The following is a 20110-nucleotide window of genomic DNA, read 5'->3' as shown; positions in this document are numbered from 1 at the left end:
GCCGTGTGCTGGAGGAGTTGCGGATCACCGGTCTCGGCGTCATCGACGACACGACGCTGAAGCTGACGTCGGGCATGAACGTCATCACCGGTGAGACCGGTGCGGGTAAGACGATGGTCGTGACCGGCCTCGGCCTGCTCTTCGGCGGCCGGGCCGACGCCGGGCGGGTGCGGGCCGACCCGGGCCGCGCGGTCATCGAGGGCCGCCTGCGCCTGTCGGGCGCGCTGGCCGCCGCGGTGCAGACGCGCATCACCGAGGCCGGCGCCGAGGTCGACGACGACGGCTCGGTGCTGCTCAGCCGCACCCTGTCGATCGAGGGGCGTTCCCGCGCCCACGTCGGCGGCCGCAGCATGCCGGTCTCGATGCTGGCCGAGGTCGGCGAGCAGGTCCTCGCCGTGCACGGCCAGTCCGACCAGTTGCGCCTGCTGCGCCCGGCCGAGCAGCGCGGCGCCCTCGACCGGTTCGCCGGCCCCGAGCACGAGAAGCTCCTCGAGACCTATCGCGAGGCGTTCGCCCGCTGGCGCGCGGTCGTCGACGACCTGGCCGACCGGCGGCGCAACGCCCGCGCCCGCTCGCAGGAGGCCGACCTCCTCAAGCTCGGCCTCGACGAGATCACCCGGGTCGACCCGCAGACCGGCGAAGACGACGAGCTGCGCGCCGAGGTGCAGCGGCTCGAGCACGCCGAGGGCCTGCGGGTGGCCGCGGCCACGGCCGCCCAGGCGCTCGCCTCCGGCGTCGAGGTGGCCGACGACGCCCCCGACGCGACCCAACTGCTCGGGCTGGCCCGCCGCACGCTCGAGGCGCAGTCCTCGGTCGACCCGTCGCTGTCCGACCTCGCCGCCCGGCTCGAGGAAGCGGCCACCCTGGTCGGCGACGTCGCGTCCGAGCTGTCGGCCTACCTGAGCTCGCTCGACGCCGACCCGGCCCGCCTCGAGCAGATCTACGAGCGGCGGGCCGAGCTGCGTGCGCTGACCCGCAAGTACGCCGACGACGTCGACGGTGTGATCGCCTGGGCCGAGAACGCCCGTTCGCGCCTCGCCGTCCTCGACACCTCCGACGAGCTCCTCGAGGAGCTCGACAAGGAGCGGCAGCGGCTGGCCGCGCAGGTCGGCGAGCTCGCGCAGCGGCTGACCGCGGCGCGGGCCGAGGCGGCCGGCCGCTTCTCCGAGGCGGTCAGCGTCGAGCTGGCCGGCCTCGCGATGCCGCACGCCCGTGTCGAGGTGGCCGTGATTCCCCGGGCCGTCAAGGACGAGCCGGCCATCGAGGGCCTCGCCGTGGGGCCCGACGGCGCCGACGAGGTCGAGCTGCGGCTGCTGGCCCACCCGGGCGCGCCGTCGCTGCCGCTGCAGAAGGGCGCGTCCGGCGGCGAGCTGTCCCGGGTGATGCTCGCGATCGAGGTGGTCTTCGCGGGCGCGGGCGGCCCGCCGACCCTGGTCTTCGACGAGGTCGACGCCGGCGTGGGCGGCACCGCGGCGGTCGAGATCGGCAAGCGACTGGCCCGGCTCGCCCGCGCCCACCAGGTTCTCGTCGTCACCCACCTGCCGCAGGTGGCCGCGTTCGCCGACCGCCACCTCGTGGTGGCCAAGGACACCGGCGGCGCGATCACGACCAGCGGCGTGCGCATCGTGGAGGAAACCGAGCGGGCGCGCGAGCTCGCCCGCATGCTGGCCGGTCTGCCCGACTCCGATCTGGGCATCGCGCACGCCGAGGAGCTGCTGGCCGTAGCGGCGCGCGAGAAGAGGGCATGACGGGAGCAGCGCGAAAAGGGGGGATGACGTGCGCCGCGCGAAAAGGGGGGATGACGTGCGCCGCGCGAAAAGGGGCTGATCGAGCGGGCGCGCTCGTGGCATCATTGCGACAAGAACTAGTGGGGCCGCTTTGCCCTATTTGTGGGTGAGATCGCGCATGTCGCGTGCCAGGCGTGTGATCCGGCATGTCAGGATGGCCGGGATGCGACTTCCCACCTTGCGCCGTGCCCGGAGCCTCGACCCTGAGGCGGTGACCGGCACCGCGCGCCTCGACCGCCGCACCAAGCGGCTCACCGGACGGCTGCGCCCGGGCGACATCGCCGTGATCGACCACGTCGACATCGACCGGGTCGCGGCCGACGCTCTGGTCGCGTCCGGGGTGGCCGCCGTGCTCAACGCCAAGCCCTCGATCTCGGGCCGGTACCCCAACCTCGGCCCCGAGGTTCTGATCAAGAACGGCGTGCTGCTCGTCGACGACCTCGGCGAGGAGGTGTTCGAGCGGCTGCACGAGGGCGACCTGGTCTCCATCGAGAACGACACCGTGCTGCTGGCCGGTGAGCCGGTCGCCAGCGGGGTCCGGCAAGATTCCGACACCGTGTCCGCGGCGATGGCCGACGCGCGCGAGGGCCTGTCCGTGCAGCTCGAGGCGTTCGCCGCGAACACCATGGACTACCTCAAGCAGGAACGCGACCTGCTGCTCGACGGCGTCGGCGTGCCCGAGGTGCAGACCCGCATCGCCGGCCGGCACGTGCTGATCGTCGTGCGCGGCTACGACTACAAGGACGACCTCGACGTCCTGCGGCCGTACATCCACGAGTACAAGCCGGTCCTGATCGGCGTCGACGGCGGCGCCGACGCGCTGGTCGAGAACGGCTACACCCCCGACATGATCATCGGGGACATGGACTCGGTCACCGACGACGTGCTGCGCTGCGGCGCCGAGGTGGTCGTCCACGCGTACCCCGACGGCCGGGCCCCCGGCCTCGAGCGGGTCGCCAACCTCGACGTGCCGGCGCTGACCTTCCCGGCCGCCGCCACCAGCGAAGACCTCGCGATGCTGCTCGCCGACGAGAAGGGCGCCACGCTCATCGTCGCCGTCGGCACGCACGCCAACCTGGTCGAGTTCCTCGACAAGGGCCGCGGCGGCATGGCCTCGACGTTCCTCACCCGGCTCAAGGTGGGCGGCAAGCTCGTCGACGCCAAGGGGGTGAGCCGGCTCTACCGGCAGAACATCTCCGGCTCGGCGCTGCTGCTGCTGGTGCTCTCGGCGGTCGCCGCGATGGCCTCGGCGGTGGCGGTCTCCACCATCGGCAAGGCGTACCTCACCGTGGTTTCCGAGTGGTGGGACAATCTGGTCTTCCAGCTCGGCCACCTCTTCTAAGACTTCCGAGGCGTTTGTTGTGATCAACTTCCGGTACCACGTGGTGTCGCTCACCGCGGTCTTCCTGGCCCTGGCCATCGGCCTGGTCGTGGGCACCGCCGCGCTCAACGGGCCGGTGGCCGACAGCCTCAAGAATCAGATCAGCGCGCTGAACAAGGACAACAGCAACAAGCGCGATCAGATCAACCAGTATCGCGAGGAGCTGAACCGCAGTCAGGACTTCGCGACCCAGATCGCGCCGTCGTACCTGAACAACCAGCTGGCCGGGCGCAAGATCCTCGTGGTGGTGCTGCCGAACACCTCCGAGTTCGCGGACGGCGTCATCGCGATGCTCAAGGTCGCGGGGGCCACGGTCACCGCCAAGGTCACCGTGCAGGACAAGTTCTTCGACCCCGCCAACACGTACGAGCTGCTCGACCTCGCCGGGCAGTCGTCGCAGCCGACGATCCAGATGGAGGGGCTGCCCCTCAACAGCGACGGCGTCGAGACGGCCAGCGCCCAGCTCGCCCTCGGTCTGCTCCAGCGCGTCGGCACCGTGCAGGCCAGCCCCGACGACGTGGCCGCGCTGCTGACGGCGTACACGAAGCAGGGTTATCTCGCGGTCGACGACAAGGCCACCGGCGGCGCGGAGGGGGCCGTCTTCATCACGGGCGAGCCGCCGACCGACAAGGACGCGGCCAAGAAGAACCAGTCGGCGCTGACCATGGTGGCCCAGTTCGCCGTCAAGCCGCTCGTGGTGGCCGGCGTCGGTGTCGGCGACGGCAACACGATCTCCCTGGTGCGCGGCGACCCGACGCTGGTCAAGGAGATCTCCACGGTGGACAACGCGAGCACCGCGCAGGGCCAGGTGGCGACCGCCATGGTCACCGCCGAGCGCATGGTGCAGAACAAGGTCGGCCAGTACGGCCTCGGCGGCTCCTCGCTGGTGCCGAAGGTCGCGTCCTAGCGGCCGGTCTCTAGACTTCGCAGCCATGGCAGTTCTCAGGTCGTTCGGCGTCGGCGCGTCCGTCGCCCGCGCCACGCTCGGCTGGATCCGTCGCGACCCCACGTACGCGGCAATGCTCGAGCGCACGAATTTCCACGGCCGCACGGTTTCGCTGGCCGGGGGCCCCGCGCTCGCGGCGGGCGCCACCGTCGGCGCGGCGGCGGGCGCCCGGAATGCCCGCACGGCCGCCGCGGCCGTGACGGCCGGCATGGTGTCCGGATCCGTGGGGCTGTATGACGACATGGTCGGCAACCGGCCCGAGCAGAAGACCGCGAAGGGCTTCGCCGGTCACCTGGGCGCGCTGCGCGAGGGCCGGGTGACCAGTGGCCTCGTCAAGATCGCCGGGGTGGGCGCGGCCGGGCTCGCGGCCTCGGCCCTGATCGGCAGCAAACGAACTAGCCTCCTAGGACGTTCAGCCGATGTGCTCCTTGGCGCGGGAGTGATCGCGGGGATGGCGAACTTCGTCAACCTGCTCGACCTGCGCCCCGGCCGCGCGATCAAGGCCGGCGTCGCGATCGGGGCGCCGATCGGCGGGGGAGTGGCGGCCGGAACCTTGGGCGCGGCCACGGCCATGCTGCCCGAGGACCTCGGCGAAGAGATCATGCTGGGCGACGCGGGCGCGAACGCGATGGGCGCGCTGCTCGGCGTGGCGCTCACCTCCCGTACGGGAATGGGTGGTCGGTTTGTCGCTCTGGCCGCTCTGGCGGCGTTGACGGCCGCGAGCGAGAAGGTCAGCTACACCAAGGTCATCCAGGACACGCCATGGCTGCGGAGGCTGGACGAGCTCGGCCGCCGTCCCGCGTGACGGCGACGACCGCTACGAAGATCGCCGGGGCCGCGGCGCTCATCACCGTCCTCACGGTGGTCGCCCGGCTCGCCGGCTTCGCCCGCACCTTCGTCTTCCTGCACACCGTCGGCGACGACGGCCTCGCGAACATCTACAACGCCGCCAACACGATCCCGAACATCGTCTTCGAGCTGGTCGCGGGCGGCGCCCTGGCCAGCCTGGTCGTGCCGCTGCTGGCCGGGCACGTCGCGGCCGCCGACAAAGGCCGGGTCGACGCGGTCGCCTCCGCCCTGCTGACCTGGGTGCTCGTGCTGCTGGTGCCGCTCGCGCTGCTGGTCGGCCTGCTCGCCGGCCCGATCGCCGGGCTGCTGCCCAAGGTCACCCCCGAGCACCAGGCGACCGCGGCGAGCATGCTGCGGGTGTTCGCGCCCCAGCTGCCGCTCTACGGCATCGGCATCGTGCTCACCGGCATCCTCCAGGCCCACCATCGGTTCGCCTGGCCGGTGATCGCGCCGCTGCTGTCCAGCGTGACCGTGATGGCCGCCTACCTCTCGTACGCCGTGATCGACGGCGCCCACAGCGACTTCGCCGGGCTGACCCGCACCGGCGAGCTCGCCCTGTCGGCCGGCACCACGGCCGGGGTCGTCGTGCTGGCCCTGTGCCTGCTGATCCCGCTGCGCCGGCTGCGCCTGCGGCTGCGGCCGACCCTGCGCTTCCCCGGCGGCGAGGGCCGGCAGGCGGTGCGGCTGGGCTGGGCGGGCGCGGTGACCGTCGGTTCCCAGCAGGTGATGACCGTGGTGGTGATCGCGCTCGCGGTCAGCAACGCGCTCACCCGCTACAACGCGGCGCAGACCGTCTTCCTGCTGCCCTGGGCGGTCCTGGCCGTGCCGCTGGCCACCGCGGTCTACCCGTCGCTGGCCGCGGCCGCGAGCCGCGGCGACGAGGACACCTACCGCACGGCGCTGTCCGGCGCCGCACGGTCGGTGGTACTGCTGGCCGGGCTCGGCGCCGCCGCCCTCGCCGCGCTGGCCGGACCAGCGGCGTACCTGGTCGGCACGGCCCCCGCCTCGTCCGGCATCGCGGGCTTCGCCCCCGGCCTGTTCGGTTACGCTCTGTTTGCCCTGCTCTCCCGGGCGTTGTACGCGCGTGGCGCGACCGTCGCCGCCGCCGTCGCCACGGCGGCCGGTTGGCTGGTCGCCGCCGGGGCCGCGCTCGCCCTCGCCGGGCTCGGCGACGAGCGCCAGGTGCTCGGGCTGGGCCTCGCGAACTCGGCGGGCATGACGGTCCTCGGCGTGTTGCTGGTGCTCGCGGTGCGCCGGCACGCGGGCGCCGCGGCGCTGACCGGGCTGGCCCGCGCGACTACCGTCGGTATCGTTGCCGCCGGAGCGGCCGCGCTCGCTGGATTCGGCGTAGTGACCGGAATCGGACACCTGGCCGGCGCCGACCCGACCGTCGGCGGCAGCCTCGCGCAGGGCATGCTGGGCGGGCTCACCGTGCTGGCCGTGTTCGGCGCGGTGGCTTTCGTCCTCGACCGGCGTTCCGTGGGCGGCCTGTTCGCGCGGCTGCGGCGGCGCGGCTGATCGGCGCGGTTGATCGGCGCGGCTGAGAAGAAGGGGTGTTTTCTTCCGTGGAAGACGGATGGCGCGGCTCGGTGGCTCTCCTGCTCGCCTCGAGCACCGGCGGCATCGGGCAGCACGTCGCCTCGCTGGCCCGCGGCCTGGCCGCGGCCGGCTGCGAGGTCATGGTCTGTGGGCCGGCCGCCACCGATGACCTGTTCGGCTTCTCCGCCGCCGAGGGTGTGACCTTCGTCGCCGTGGAGATCCCCGCCAATCCGGGCGCCTCGGACGCCGGCGTGGTCCGCAAGCTGCGCGGGGTCCTCGCCTCCCGCCCGATCGACGTCGTGCACGCGCACGGCCTGCGGGCCGGCCTGGTCGCCGGGCTGGCCCGGGGGAGCGTCCCGCTGATCGTCACCTGGCACAACTCCGTGCTCGCCAAGGGCCTGCGCGGCCAGGCGTCGGCGCTGGTCGAGCGGGTCGTCGCCCGCAGCGCCACGCTCACCCTCGGCGCGTCCGACGATCTCGTCGCCCGGGCCAGGGTGCTCGGCGCGCGCAACGTCCGGCTCGGCGCGGTCGCCGCCCCCACGCTCGCCCCGCCCAAGCGCTCTCGCGCCGCCGTACGCGCCGAGTTCCGGCTCGCGGCCGGCGTCCCGCTGATCCTGTCGGTCGGGCGGCTGCACCCGCAGAAGCGCTACGACCTGCTCATCGACGCGTCCGCCCGGTGGCGCGAGCTCACCCCGGCCCCGGTTGTCGTGGTGGCCGGCTCCGGGCCCAGCTACATGTCGCTCGCCCAGCAGTCCTCCGAGCGGCACGCGCCGTTCCACCTGCTCGGCCGCCGCCCCGACGTGCCCGATCTGCTCGGCGGCGCCGACCTCGCGGTGGTCACCAGCGATTGGGAGGCGCGGCAGCTGTTCGCCCAGGAGGCGCTGACCGCCGGCACGCCGCTGGTGGCCACGGCCGTGGGTGGGGTGCCCGGGCTGGTCGGCGACGCCGCGCTGCTGATACCGCCCGGCGACGTGGACGCGCTCGACGACGCCGTCCGGCGGATGCTCGCCGACCCGCAACTGCGGGCCGATTACGCGCGGCGCGGGCCGGCGCGGGCGGCGGCGTGGCCGACCGAGCAGGACACCGTGGCCGCCGTGCGGGCCGCGTACGCCGAAGTCACGGCCCGGGTATGAGGCGCATCTGGATCCCGTACGTCCTGGTGCTGCTCGCGGTCGGGGCGAGCCTCGGTGGTCTGGCCGTGCGCCCGGCCGCCGGCGCGCCGCAGAGCACGGTCGACTACGTGATCGTCGCGGGGGCGGCCGGGCTGCGCTGGGACGACCTCGACCCGCAGCGGACCCCGGCGCTGTGGCAGGAGGCGTCCAACGGCTCGATCGGCTGGCTGTCGGTGCGCTCGGCGCAGCGGGTCACCTGTCCGTCCGACGGGTGGGTCACGCTCGGCGCCGGCAACTACGCGGCGTACCCGAGGGTGGCCGGGGCCGGCGGATGCGAGACGCCGAGGCCCGACCTCGAGCAGCCCGACGCGATCGGCGCGAACATCGTCAATCAGCGCAACGTCGTGCAGGACAACCAGGACCGGCTGCCGTACGGCGCGGTGCCGGGCGCGCTGGCCGAGTCGGTGCGCTGCACGGTCGCGGTCGGGCCGGGCGCGGCCATCGCGGCGGCCCGCCCCTTCGGCCGGGTCGACAAGTACCAGGCCGAGCTGCCGGCCGATCCCCGGAGCCTGCTGTCGGACTGCGTGCTCAGCTTCGTCGACCTCGGCACCATCACCGGCTCGGGCGCGTCCCGCGCGGCGCTGGTCGAGCAGGCCGACGCCACCCTGGCCAAGGTCGTCGCGGCCCGTCCCGACCGGTCGCTGCTGCTGGTCGCCGGCGTCTCGGACACCGACCAGGGCTCCCGGCTGCACGTGGCGATCGCCGAGGGCGAGGGCTGGGACGGCGGCTGGCTCACCTCGGCCGGCACCGGCCGCGACGGCTACCTCCAGCTGATCGACCTGGCCCCGACGATCCTCACCGCGCTCGGCAAGTCGTCGCCCGGGAAGCTCTTCGCCGGGCGGGCGGCCAGCATCGTGCCGGGCAAGCCCGTGAGCGTCGCCCAGGCGGTGCAGGGCGACCACAACGCCGACCGGCGGGCCGGCGCCCAGCGCGGCGTCGCCACGATCTTCTTCACCGTGCTGGCGATCCTGCAGTTCGTGCTGTTCGCCGTGATCGTGCCGGTGATGGTGCGGGCGCGCCGGCACAGCGGTCCCAAGGGTCCGGCGCTGCCGTCGGCGCGGGTGGTCGGGGCGGTGGAGCTCGCGCTGATCGCGGCCGCGCTGGCCATCCCGGCCGCGCTGCTCGCCGACGCCTCGCCCTGGTGGCGCGCCGCCCACCCGGCCTGGATCTTCGGCATCGTCACCGGCGCGCTGATCATCGCCGGCACCGCAGCGGTCCGCCTCGTCCCGCGCTACAAGCGCACCCTGTGGCCGCTGACCGCGGTCGCCGCGTTCGGGGCGGTGGTGGTCGGCCTCGACCTGATCACCGGCGCCCAGCTCCAGCTCAACGGCGTGGCCGGGTACTCGGCGATCAACGGCGCCCGGTACGCGGGCGTCGGCGGCGTCGGCCTCGGCGTCTTCGTGACCGGCCTGCTCGTGCTGGCCGGCTGCCTCGCCCAGTGGGTGCGCAAGCCGTTCCGGCCGCTGGTCGTGGTGGTGCTCGGCGGCCTCGGCGTGGTGATGGTGGGCAGCCCGTACCTGGGCGCCGACCCGATCGGCGCGATCGCGGTGACCGCGGGCGTGTGCGTGGCGGCGGCGCTGAGCACCGGCGGCTGGCTGACCTTCCCGCGCTTCGCCTGGTCGGCGCTGGCCGGACTCGTGGTGACCATCGGGTTCGCGGCGGTCGACCTGCGGCGCCCCGAGCTCGAGCAGGGCAGCCTCGGCCGGTTCCTCTCCGAGCTCGCCAGCGGCAGCGCCGGCCCGGCCCTGCAGCGGATGGCCGCCGCGAACGGCGAGACGCTGCTGGGCAGCCCGCTGACCGTCCTCGCGGTGCTCGGCGCCGTGATGATCGCGTTCTGCCAGTTCTCCCCGTGGGGCGGCCTGAACCGCCTGTTCGGCTTGCATCCGGCGATCCGCGCGGCCTTCGCGGGCACGACCGTGGCCACGCTGATCGCGGGGGTGCTGGGCGGGTCGGCGCTGACGGTCGCCGGGGCGGCCGCCGCGCTCCTGGTGCCGGCCGCCGTGCTCACCACGCTGCGGGTGCTGCTGCACGCCGCCGACCGCACGCGGCCCGAGGGCGAGACCGACGGTCCCGGGGGCCCGCTGCTGCGCAAAACGGACCATGATCATTTAATGCCCCGCTGACACGCGCTGCGAGCAGCCCGAACGTGCGCCCGCGTTCGCAGGTGTTACGGTGGACTCCCGTGGATGGGGCTGTGAGCCCCGGTCTGCATGTCCGACCACAGACAACCCACGGGAGCGGGCGTTGGCTTCATCAGTGCGCGACACGCGGCACATCTTCGTCACCGGGGGCGTCGCCTCCTCGCTGGGCAAAGGCCTCACCGCCTCGAGCCTCGGCAATCTTCTGACCGCGCGCGGACTGCGGGTCGTCATGCAGAAGCTCGACCCCTATCTCAACGTCGATCCCGGCACGATGAACCCCTTCCAGCACGGTGAGGTCTTCGTCACGGAAGACGGCGCCGAGACCGACCTCGACGTCGGCCACTACGAGCGGTTCCTCGACCGGGCGCTTTCGGGCAAGGCGAACGTGACGACCGGGCAGGTCTACTCGACGGTCATCGCGCGCGAGCGGCGCGGCGAATACCTGGGCGACACCGTCCAGGTCATCCCGCACATCACCAACGAGATCAAGAGCCGGATCTTCGCGATGGCCGACCCGGACGAGTCCGGCCGGGTCCCCGACGTCGTGATCACCGAGGTCGGCGGCACTGTCGGCGACATGGAATCGCTGCCGTTCCTCGAGGCGATCCGCCAGGTGCGCCACGAGGTCGGCCGCGACCACGTCTTCTACCTGCACGTCTCGCTGGTGCCCTACCTGGCGCCCTCGGGCGAGCTGAAGACCAAGCCGACCCAGCACTCGGTGGCGGCGCTGCGCAACATCGGTATCCAGCCGGACGCGCTGATCTGCCGCAGCGACCGGGAGATCCCCGAGAAGCTCAAGCACAAGCTGGCGCTGTACTGCGACGTCGACCGCGAGGCCGTCATCGCCTGCCCCGACGCGCCGAGCATCTACGACATCCCCAAGGTGCTGCATCGGGAAGGCCTTGACGCGTACGTGGTGCGCCGGCTGAGCCTGTCGTTCCGCGACGTCGACTGGCACACCTGGGACGACCTGCTGCACCGGGTGCACCACCCGAAGCGCACCATCACGATCGCGCTGGTCGGCAAGTACGTCGACCTGCCGGACGCGTACCTGTCGGTGAGCGAGGCCATCCGCGCGGCCGGCTTCGCGAACAATGTCAAGATTCAGATCCGCTGGGTGCCGAGCGACGACTGCGAGACGACGGCCGGCGCCGCCACCGCCCTCAAGGGCGTCGACGGCATCGTCATCCCCGGCGGGTTCGGCGTGCGCGGCATCGAGGGCAAGGTCAACACCTCGACGTACGCGCGGGAGCACCAGATCCCGATTCTCGGCCTCTGCCTCGGCCTGCAGTGCATGACGATCGACGCGGCCCGCAACATGGCGGGGCTCGCGGGGGCGAACTCGCTGGAGTTCGACGAGCGGGCGCCGTACCCGGTGATCTCGACGATGGCCGACCAGGAGGACATCGTGGCCGGCAAGGGCGACCTGGGCGGCACGATGCGGCTCGGCGCCTACCCGGCCGAGCTGACCGAGGGCTCGATCGTCGCCGAGGTCTACGGCGCCACCGAGATCTCCGAGCGGCACCGCCACCGGTACGAGGTCAACAACGACTACCGGGAGAAGCTGTCCCAGGCCGGCCTGGTCTTCTCGGGCACGTCCCCCGACGGGCGGCTCGTCGAGTTCATCGAGCTGGACCGGGCGGCGCACCCGTACTTCGTGGCGACCCAGGCGCACCCGGAACTCAAGTCGCGGCCGACCCGGCCGCACCCGCTCTTCGACGGCCTGGTCCGGGCCGCCGTCGAGTATGCGAAGGCGGACGAGCTGCCGGTCGCGGTGGACCCGTCGTGACGGCGTTCGCGCACGAGACGGTGTCGCGGACGCCGCGTTACCACGGCGCCATCTTCGACGTCGTCTCCGACCAGGTCACGATGTCGGGCGGCGGCACGGTCAACCGCGACGTGGTGCAGGCCAAGAGCGCGGTCGGCGTCGTGGCGATCGACGACATGGACCGGGTGGTGCTGATCCGTCAGTACCGGCACGCCGTCGGCGGCTACCTGTGGGAGCTGCCGGCCGGGCTGCGCGACGTGACCGGCGAGAACCTGGTCACCGGCGCGGCCCGCGAGCTGGCCGAGGAGGCCGACCTCAACGCCGGCCGCTACGACCTGCTGATCGACCTGCACACGTCGCCCGGCTTCACCGACGAGAAGATCCGGATCTTCCTGGCCCGTGACCTCTCCGAGGTGCCCGCGGAGCAGCGGCACGTGCGCACCGACGAGGAGGCCGACCTCGAGATCACCTGGGTCGACCTCGACGAGGCACTCGCCATGATCTCCCGCGGCGAGATCACCAACGCCGCGGCGGTCGGGGGTCTCCTCGCGGCCGCCCGCGCCCGCGACGAGGGCTGGGCAACGCTGCGCCCGGTGGAGACGCCCGAGCCGTGACGTGTTGACTCGTCAACGTTGATGCAGTCAACACGTCAACACGTCAAGTCAATGCGTACGAAGCGCCGGCCCTGGTTGATCAGGGCCGGCGCTTTTGTTCGGTCGGCTCAATCGTTGTCCGGCGCCGGGATGGAGGCGCCCGGCACCTTCGCCGGCGGGACGATGGACGACTCGCCCGGGTAGGGCTTCTTCCAGTCGTGCGACTGGTACCAGGAGAAGTGGTTCATCTGCGCCGGGTTGGCGAAGTCCGCCTTCGCGGTCGGCCCGGTCAGGCGCTGCTGCGCCTTCCACGTCTCCCACTGCGACGCGACCGCCTGCTCGGCCGCCGGGACCACTCCCGAAGGCGCCGGCGCGGCGTTGACGTCCTGGGGCGCCGGCACGTCGGCCCCGCACGGCGGCGGCGCCGCCAGGCCCGCCGTCAGCGAGGTGCGGTTGGGCAGCGCGGTGAACGGAGCGTAGTTGGGCTTCGAGGTGAAGGCGGCCGCCATCGGGGTGGCCGCGCTGTCCTTCTGGTTCATCGGGTGGATCCCGAGGATCTGCTCGATGGTCCGGATCATCGTGATCTGCGAGTAGTAGTGGCTGTCCACCACGCCCCGCTTGGCGTACGGGCTGATGATCTGGATCGGCGCCCGGTGACCATCGATGTGGTCGAGGCCCGCCTGGGAGTCGTCCTCGACCACGAAGATCGCGGAGTCCTTCCAGTACCTGCTGTGCGAGATGGTGTCGACCAGCTTGCCGACCGCGAGGTCGTTGTCGGCGACCTGGGCGGCGCCGTTCGGCGGGCCGCCGGTGTGGTCGCTGGAGAACCAGAACATGTTCAGGTTCGCCGGGCCGTTCTTCTCGAAGTCCTTCTTCCAGATCTCGTACCGGTAGATGTCCGGCACGTCGGTGTCGAACTTCGGGAACCCGGCGACCGAGACGCTGTTCAGCGACGGGATCGGAGAAGACGAGACCATCGGGTACGCGGTGTCCGCACCCGTGGCTGCCATGTTCTTGGTGTCGCAGTAGAGGTTCTGCCAGGTCGCCCCGGCCGGCTTGGTGAGGAACTGGTGGAACTCGCCGAAGTCGCGCACCGACTTGCCGGACGCCTGGGCCCCGGTCCAGATGAAGCCGCTCTTCTGGTGGCCGAGCGCGTCGTCCTCGGTGTCGTAGCTGCGGATGTACTCGCCGGCCGAGGACTCGGTGTACTCGGGGTCGTCGGCCTGCATCAGCCAGTTGTGCCCCTCGGCCGAGTTGGTGCCGATGTCGTACGTGTTGTCGAAGAGCCCGAACTGCTGCGCCAGAGCGTGGTTGTTCGGCGTCACGTTCGCGCCGTACTCGGCCAGGGCCGGGTCGCCGTTGCCGCTCGTGACGTCGCCGAACATCTGGTCGTACGTCCGGTTCTCCTTGACGACCAGGAACACGTGCTTGATCATCGAAGGGTCGCCGATCCGGTCGGGGACCGGTTTTTGCGCCGCGCGGTGATCTTTGGCGAGGGCGACCGATCCCGGCGTCCAGCCGTTCTGAGCGAACACCTTGGCCGTCGAAGCGCGGATCACCCGGTCGCTCGGCAGCGTGAACCGCACCAGGCTCGACGTCGTGTCGTGCGTGCCGTGCCCGGCCGCGGTGGTCGGCCGGCGGGCGTCGACGCCCCGCGTGTTGGACACGACGATCTCGTTGCCGACCGTGGCGATCTCGGCCGGGAAGTAGTCGGCGGGCAGCAGGCCGACGTAGCTGACCGGCTCGAGCGGGCTCGCGTAGCGGTAGACCGCGATGGCGTTCGCCCGGCCCAGCGTGACCAGCAGGTGGCCGTCCTTGGTGAGGGTCGCCGCGTTGGGCTCGTAGCCGACCGAGGCCTCCGGCCAGGGCTGGGTGGCGATGGTCTGGGTGACCTTGTCGCGTGCGGTGTCGATGACCGACACCGTGTTGCTGGCCGTGTTGGTGACGAAGACGGCGCGGCCCTTGGCGTACACCGCGGTCGGGTGCAGGCCGACGGTGATGCTCTTCACGCCCGTGGCGGCGACGTCGATCACGCTGACCGTGCCGGTGGTGGTCGCGCCGGTGACCGGGCTGGCCGGCACCGCAGTGTTGTACGAGTTGATCGTCGTGTCGCCCGGCTGCGCCGTACGCCCGCCCTCGTTGCTCACGTAGAGCTTGTTGCCCACCAAGGCCAGGTCCCGCGGGGCGTTGCCCACCGCCCAGCTCTGCTTGATCGCTCCGGAGGCCGCGTCGAGCGCGACGACCCGGTTCTGCCCGTTGACCGCCGAGTACACGGTCGCGCCGTCGGGCGAGAACACCGCTTGGGCCACGAGCGCCCGCTTGGCGCCGTCCGCCGGGATCGTGACGAACATCGGATTGGCCAGCGACCCGTCCGCGTTGACCGTGAACCGTCGGTAGCCGTCGGCCTGGCTCAGCCACAGCTGCGAGCCGTCCGGCGAGTACGCGGGACCCTCCTGGCCCACGTCGTTGCCGCTGATGCGCAGGTCGGCGGCCGCGTTGTTGCCGATGAGCTGCTGCACCTTGAACGTCTGGAGGTCGACGATCGCCAGGGCCATCCCGCCGTCGGCGACCGCGGCCGCGACGTGGGTGCCGTCCGGGCTGACGACCGACGACATGATCTTGCCGTTGGTGATGACGAGGCGCTTGCCGATCGGGTCGATGTACTGGTCGGCGGAGACGACCTGGCCCCGGCGTGTGGTCTGGCCGACCTGGTCGGTGCCGAACTGGTACGTCTGGGCCACCGCCGCGCCGCCGCCGGCCGCCACGACGACGGCCGTCGCGCCGGCGGAGACGAGCAACAATCGGCGGCCCTTCGCGACCTGCCGCCTTCGGCGTGTCACCTGCATGCGCTATCCCTTCGGAAGGAGCTCGACGGTGCCGTCGAACTGCCAGAGCGGGTTGGGCGCGTCCCCGGCCGGGGTGCGCACCAGGAAGTAGCCATTGACCTCCTTGGGGCCGTCGCCGTCCGCGACGAAACGCCCGTCCGGGGTGATGTCGAGCTGGTAGATCGCGCTGCCGACCGCCGTCGTGTCGGGCAGGCGCCAGGAGACGACGCAGCGCCAGTCGTTGCCGGGGCCCTCGGGGTCGGTCTGCCCACCGCCGCGGGTGCATGCCGCGCTCGCGCCGAGCTGGGCCTCGGTGACGTCGGGCCGGTTCAGCTGTCCGGTCTGGACGCGGTAGAGGTGCGCAAACGCGGTCGCGAGCGAGCGTTGCACCTTGTCCTGCCCGATTCCCGAGCCGGCGCCGAGGCCCGCGACCGCGAGGACCACGACGGTCGCGGCGCCCAGCGCGATCAGGGGGAGGGCGCCGGCCAGGACGGCGCGCCGCGCGGAGCCGTCGTGGTTCAGGTTCGTGAAATCGCGGCGTACGAAGATCAGGTACGCGAGCGCGGTCGCTGTCAGCGCCCAGATCAGGCCGGCCACGACGCTGATCAGCACCGATCGGAGCTGCATCGGGCTCGTGAAAAGGCCGTTCCAGTTGTAGCCCGGCAGCGCGAGACGCACCGCGACGGGCAGCGGGAGCATCTGGGCGAGCTCGATCGCCAGCGCGAAGACCGCGGGCAGCAGCAGCCCCATCGGGGAGCGCCCGAGCGCCACCGACCCCAGCAGGCCGATCCCGGCGAGAGCGAGGGTGGGCGCGAGCGCGCAGAGCCACGCGAGCGCGACCCGCCCGGCGGCGTCGCCCGTGGCGAGCAGGTGGCCGTCCAGGCCGACCAGTGGCCGGTCGCCGACCGCGAGCAGGCCGCCGGCCGTGCTGGACACGAACAACCCGGTGACCATCAGCAGGATCACGGTGAGGCTGGCGAGGGCCTTGGCCACGAAGATCCGGCGTGGCGAGCGGACCGCGACGAGCAGGTGCCGCCACGTGCCGAGCCGGTCCTCGGCCGCGAACACGTCGCCGGCCACCAAGGACGTCAGCAGCGGCAGCGCCCACTGGCCGGCGAAGCCCAGCAGCACGAGCGGGCCGGCCCAGGCGGTGGCGTGCATCCACCGGCCGAAGAGCGTGTCGACCGGCAGCGTGGCCTGCTGGCTCACCCCCGCGACGAAGAGCGCCGGCGCTACCCAGCAGGCGAGCACGACCAGGCGGATCCGCCACTGGGAGACGAGCTTGACCCACTCGAAGCGGTAGCCCCTCGTCACCGGGACCCGCATCGCCGCCGTGGTCATCGGCGCTCCTCGTCGGTCAGGGCCAGGAATGCCGCCTCGAGCGGTGACACCACCGGTGTGAGCTCTCGGAGGGCGATTCCCGCGTCCACGAGCCGCCGGACCAGGTCGTCCAGGGCGGGCGTCAGGGCGCGGACCGCGAGCGGCTCGGCCTTCTCGATCACGGTGACGCCGTTGGTCTCGCCGGCGATCCGGCGAGCGCGGGGCGGGTCGCCGGTGAGCAGGCGGTAGTCGAGCTCACGGTTCTCGGCGGCCAGCTTGCCCAGCGGTCCGGAGAACGCGATCCGCCCGGCGGCGAGGATGGTGACCTCCGAGCAGAGCGCCTCGACGTCGTCCATGCGGTGGCTGGAGAGCACGACGCTCGTGCCGTCCGCGGCGAGCCGGGTGAGCACGTTCTGGACCTGCCGTTTGCCGGCCGGGTCGAGCCCGTTGGACGGCTCGTCGAGGATCAGCAGGCGGGGCCGGGTGAGCAGGGCCGCGGCGAGGCCGAGGCGCTGGCGCATGCCGAGGGAGAAGCCGTTGGCCCGGTCGTCGGCGACGTCGGTGAGGCCGACCCGATCGAGCACGTCGTCGATGTCGTCGCCCTGGTCGCCGCGGAGCCTCGCCAGCGCGGCCAGGTTCTGCCGCGCGGTGAGCGAGGGATAGAGGCCGGGGCCGTCGACGAAGCCGGCGACGCCGTCCGGGCCGGCCAGCGCGCGCCGGACCGGGGCGCCGAGGATCTCGAGCGTGCCACCGTCGGCCACCGACAGGCCCAGCAGCAGGCCGAGCAGCGTCGTCTTGCCGGCGCCGTTCGGGCCGACCAGCCCGTGGATCTGGCCCTTGGGCACGTCCAGGTCCACGCCGTCGAGCGCGACGACCTCGCCGAAGCACTTGGTCAGCCCGCGCGCCCGGACCGCTCTCATGGTTCCTCCCCGCGCCTCCTACGAGGCGTAGGGATAGATATACGTGGCAGTTGCGGACCGCCGGTTGAACTCCCCTGAAACGTCAGACGGCAGGAATCTGCCGCTATCGATACTCGACGATCGTCTAATCAGGCCGGTTTGCCGAACGGCCCGTGCAGGGCCGCCCATTGCAGCAGCATGATGGTCTTCGCGTCGGCGATGCGGCCGTCGGTGGTGCCGGCCAGGGCCTCGTCGAAGGGGAGCTCGATCGCCTCGATGTCCTCGCCCTCGTCGGCCACGCCGCCGCCGGCGGTAGTGCGGCTCGCCGGGGTGTAGGGCGCGGCGTAGAAATGCAGGCGCTCGGTCACCGAGCCCGGGCTCATCCAGGCGCCGAAGACGTGCTCCAGCTCGCCGACCTCGACGCCCAGCTCCTCGGCGGCCTCGCGGCGGATCGCGCCCGCCGGGTCGTCGCCGTCCAGCAGGCCCGCGGCGGCCTCGACGAGCATGCCGTCGGGGTGCCCGTTCACGTAAACCGGGAAGCGGAACTGCCGCGCGAGCAGCACCGTGCGCCGGTCGGGGTCGTAGAGCAGGATCGTCGCGCCATCGCCGCGGTCGTACGTCTCACGTTGCTCGCGGGTCCAGCGGCCGTCGGCGTGCCGGTAGTCGAACGTGGTGCGCCGCAGCACGTGCCAGGCCGTGGCCAGCAGCTCGACGTCGCGGATCACGACATCGGAGTTCCCGGTGAGGTCGCGGCCGATCTGGTCGAGGCCGGTGCGGCCGCGCGCGTCGGGGACGTCGATCCCTGGTGTGGTCATGCCGGGGAACGTACACTCTGAAACGCGCAACAGTCGACAAGAATGAGGATTAACACGCATGCTGGCCGCCGAGCGGCGCGACTTCCTGCTGGCCCGGCTGCGGTCGGAGGGCAAGGTCGTCGCCAAGGACATCGCCGCCGAGATCGGCGTCGCGGAAGACAACATCCGGCGCGACCTGCGCGAGCTCGCGTCGGCAGGGCTGTGCACCCGGGTGTACGGGGGAGCGCTGCCCGCCGCGGCGGCTGCGGCCGACTACGCGACGCGCATTGCCGTCGCGCCGGACAGCAAGCGCAGGGTCGCTGCTGTTGCCGCCGCACTGATCCGGCCGGGCAGCACTGTCCTGCTCGACGGTGGCACCACGGCGCTGGCGCTGGCGGCCGCGCTGCCGCCCGAATTGCCGGTCACGATCGTCACGCACAGCGTGACGGTTGCCGCGGCGCTGGTCACGCACCCGACGATCGAGGTGCAGGTGCTGGGCGGGCGGCTGTTCAAGCATTCCGCGGTGACCTGCGGTGCGGCCGCGGCCGAGGCGGCCGGCCGGGTCAGCGCCGATCTGTTCTTCCTCGGGGTCACCGGTGTTCACCATCGGGCCGGGCTCACCACCGGGGACGCCGACGAGGCCGCGATGAAGCGTGCGCTGGCATCCCGGGCGGCCGAGACGTACGTGCTGGCCAGCGCCGAGAAGATCGGGGCGGCGTCACCGTTCGCGGTGCTGCCGCTGAGCGGCGTCGCCGGCATCGTCACCGACGTCCCCGCCGACGATCCCGAGCTGCGCCGGCTCGTCGAGGCCGGCGCGCACGTGCTCTAAACCGCCACCCGCATCCGCTCGCAGAGGCCCCGCAGTTCGGCGCCGCCGGCCCGCACGTTGGACCGTTCCAGCAGCGTGCGGGCCGACTCCCGGACGTCGGCCGAAGTGTGCACGTGCTGCGGGGCGAGCCGTTCCGCGGTGAGCAGCAAGCGGATCGCCGCCTCGTCGCGGCCGCCCAGCTGGGTCAGGGCGCGCGCGGTGTCGACGTAGTAGAAGACCTGGCGGAAGCCGGCCGCGATGGCGGCGGGTGTGGTGTGCCGGGCGATCTCGGCGGCGCGGGCCGGGTCGCCGCCCAGGTCGGCCTCCATGCTGATCCGCCAGATGGCGACGTTCGTCGGGCCGAAGAACATGCCCATCGTCGTGGTCTCGCCGGTGCGCCGGGCCAGCTCCGCCGCCTCGGCCAGATAGGCACGGCTCTCGTCGAGGCGATCGCGGTCGCGGCCGCGGTTCGCGTACGCGCTGATCAGGTGCAGCGAGCCGAGTGTCTCCGCGCCGCCCGGCCGGGCGAAGTGGCCTTGCAGGTCTTCGGCCGCGCGCTCGGCGAGCGTCAGCGCACGCTGGTACGACCCGCATGCGATGGCCGCGTTCGCCAGCGTGGAGGCGGCCAGGCCACGCAGCACCGGGTCGCCGGTCGCCTCGGCCGCCTCCCGGCACCGTTCACCGCCGACCCACGCGTCCGTGACGTGCCCGAGGTTGCGCAGCACCGACGACGCGACGAAGGTCGCGTCGCAGAGCAGCCGCAGGGCCCGGCCCCGCTCCGGGCCGGCGGTCTCGGCGTGCAGGTCGCGCAGCAGGGCCGGCAGCAGGCGGGCGGCGCCGGCGTAGTCGCAGGCCTGCCGCAACGCGTCGGCCAGGCTCAGCGTCCTGGCGAGCTCGGCGAGCGGCGGCGTCAGATCGGCGGCGGACTCGGCGCCGGGTTCGGCGAGGTCGATGTCGATCAGGGCACGGCGGATGCCGTCGACGCCGGCGAGCGCGGCGGCCGCGGCCCGGTCGGTGGCCGGCACCGGCATCCCGGCCAGGTCGGCGGGGGAGCACTCCAGCGCCGCGGCGATGTCCGCCAGCATGAACCGGTTGTCCGCCGCCTGTCGCCCCCGTTCGATCCTGCTCCAGGTGGCGTGCGAGATCCCGGCCCGGCTGGCGGCGTACCGCATGCTCCACCCGCGCAGCAGGCGGCGCGCCCGGATCCGTTCCCCGATCCCGGGATCGGCGGTCGGTCGTGGAGTCATGCCGGAACCGTAACCCCGCTCGCAGCTTGCGGTGGTACATG

Annotated in this window: 15 protein-coding genes; 10 read left to right on the top strand and 5 right to left on the bottom strand. The window is 72.6% G+C overall.

Going from position 1 to position 20110, the window contains the following annotated elements; genetic code table 11:
* The first annotated feature begins 5 nt into the window (after positions 1-5).
* The 9 genes from recN to ACIA5D_RS49135 all read left to right on the top strand — a co-directional run bounded on the left by recN (position 6) and on the right by ACIA5D_RS49135 (position 12197).
* On the top strand, positions 6-1748 hold the full coding sequence (gene recN, locus ACIA5D_RS49175; RefSeq protein ID WP_396037641.1) for a DNA repair protein RecN: 1743 nt from the start codon (positions 6-8) through the stop codon (positions 1746-1748).
* A gap of 202 nt (positions 1749-1950) precedes the next feature.
* Complete coding sequence (gene steA, locus ACIA5D_RS49170; RefSeq protein WP_396037640.1) at positions 1951-3129, top strand: putative cytokinetic ring protein SteA; 1179 nt, start codon at positions 1951-1953, stop codon at positions 3127-3129.
* A 19-nt stretch (positions 3130-3148) separates the two neighbouring features.
* Positions 3149-4075: a copper transporter gene (locus ACIA5D_RS49165; RefSeq protein ID WP_396037639.1), complete on the top strand. Its 927-nt coding sequence runs from the start codon at positions 3149-3151 to the stop codon at positions 4073-4075.
* Positions 4076-4100: 25 nt separating this feature from the next.
* A complete protein-coding gene (locus tag ACIA5D_RS49160) occupies positions 4101-4919 on the top strand; it encodes a hypothetical protein (RefSeq protein WP_396037638.1) in 819 nt (272 codons plus the stop codon).
* Entirely contained in the window at positions 4877-6481 is a 1605-nt protein-coding gene (murJ, locus tag ACIA5D_RS49155) for a murein biosynthesis integral membrane protein MurJ (RefSeq protein WP_396037637.1), read from the top strand. The genes ACIA5D_RS49160 and murJ overlap by 43 nt, the downstream gene beginning before the upstream one ends.
* Positions 6482-6528: 47 nt before the next feature.
* Positions 6529-7635 carry a glycosyltransferase family 4 protein gene (locus ACIA5D_RS49150; RefSeq protein WP_396037636.1) on the top strand — a complete coding sequence of 369 codons (1107 nt, stop codon included), beginning with the start codon at positions 6529-6531 and terminating at the stop codon, positions 7633-7635.
* Positions 7632-9797: a hypothetical protein gene (locus tag ACIA5D_RS49145; RefSeq protein ID WP_396037635.1), complete on the top strand. Its 2166-nt coding sequence runs from the start codon at positions 7632-7634 to the stop codon at positions 9795-9797. Before ACIA5D_RS49150 ends, ACIA5D_RS49145 begins: the two co-directional genes overlap by 4 nt.
* A 121-nt stretch (positions 9798-9918) precedes the next feature.
* Positions 9919-11604, top strand: a complete 1686-nt coding sequence (locus ACIA5D_RS49140; protein ID WP_396037634.1) for a CTP synthase — start codon at positions 9919-9921, stop codon at positions 11602-11604.
* Positions 11601-12197: an NUDIX domain-containing protein gene (locus tag ACIA5D_RS49135; RefSeq protein WP_396037633.1), complete on the top strand. Its 597-nt coding sequence runs from the start codon at positions 11601-11603 to the stop codon at positions 12195-12197. Before ACIA5D_RS49140 ends, ACIA5D_RS49135 begins: the two co-directional genes overlap by 4 nt.
* A 107-nt stretch (positions 12198-12304) precedes the next feature.
* Here ACIA5D_RS49135 and ACIA5D_RS49130 read toward each other — a convergent pair whose 3' ends face one another.
* The 4 genes from ACIA5D_RS49130 to ACIA5D_RS49115 all read right to left on the bottom strand — a co-directional run bounded on the left by ACIA5D_RS49130 (position 12305) and on the right by ACIA5D_RS49115 (position 18035).
* On the bottom strand, positions 12305-15022 hold the full coding sequence (locus tag ACIA5D_RS49130; protein WP_396037632.1) for an alkaline phosphatase family protein: 2718 nt from the start codon (positions 15020-15022) through the stop codon (positions 12305-12307).
* A gap of 3 nt (positions 15023-15025) precedes the next feature.
* A complete protein-coding gene (locus ACIA5D_RS49125) occupies positions 15026-16342 on the bottom strand; it encodes an ABC transporter permease (RefSeq protein WP_396037631.1) in 1317 nt (438 codons plus the stop codon).
* Entirely contained in the window at positions 16339-17241 is a 903-nt protein-coding gene (locus ACIA5D_RS49120; protein ID WP_396037630.1) for an ABC transporter ATP-binding protein, read from the bottom strand. Before ACIA5D_RS49120 ends, ACIA5D_RS49125 begins: the two co-directional genes overlap by 4 nt.
* 128 nt (positions 17242-17369) lie before the next feature.
* Positions 17370-18035, bottom strand: a complete 666-nt coding sequence (locus ACIA5D_RS49115; protein ID WP_396037629.1) for an NUDIX domain-containing protein — start codon at positions 18033-18035, stop codon at positions 17370-17372.
* 58 nt (positions 18036-18093) lie between these two features.
* Between ACIA5D_RS49115 and ACIA5D_RS49110 the strand changes: the two genes are divergently transcribed.
* The gene (locus tag ACIA5D_RS49110) at positions 18094-18843 is read left to right on the top strand and encodes a DeoR/GlpR family DNA-binding transcription regulator (protein ID WP_396037628.1); all 750 of its coding nucleotides are present in this window, start codon (positions 18094-18096) and stop codon (positions 18841-18843) included.
* On the opposite strand, the gene ACIA5D_RS49105 is transcribed toward ACIA5D_RS49110, so the two are convergent.
* Entirely contained in the window at positions 18840-20069 is a 1230-nt protein-coding gene (locus ACIA5D_RS49105) for a helix-turn-helix domain-containing protein (protein ID WP_396037627.1), read from the bottom strand. The genes ACIA5D_RS49110 and ACIA5D_RS49105 overlap by 4 nt on opposite strands.
* Between the last annotated feature and the right edge of the window lie 41 nt (positions 20070-20110).

Origin of the sequence: Actinoplanes sp. NPDC051513, assembly GCF_044454685.1 — a bacterium.
Taxonomy (GTDB): Bacteria; Actinomycetota; Actinomycetes; order Mycobacteriales; family Micromonosporaceae; genus Actinoplanes.
Note: the sequence above shows the minus strand (reverse complement) of the source record. Positions and strands in the feature narration are given on the sequence as shown.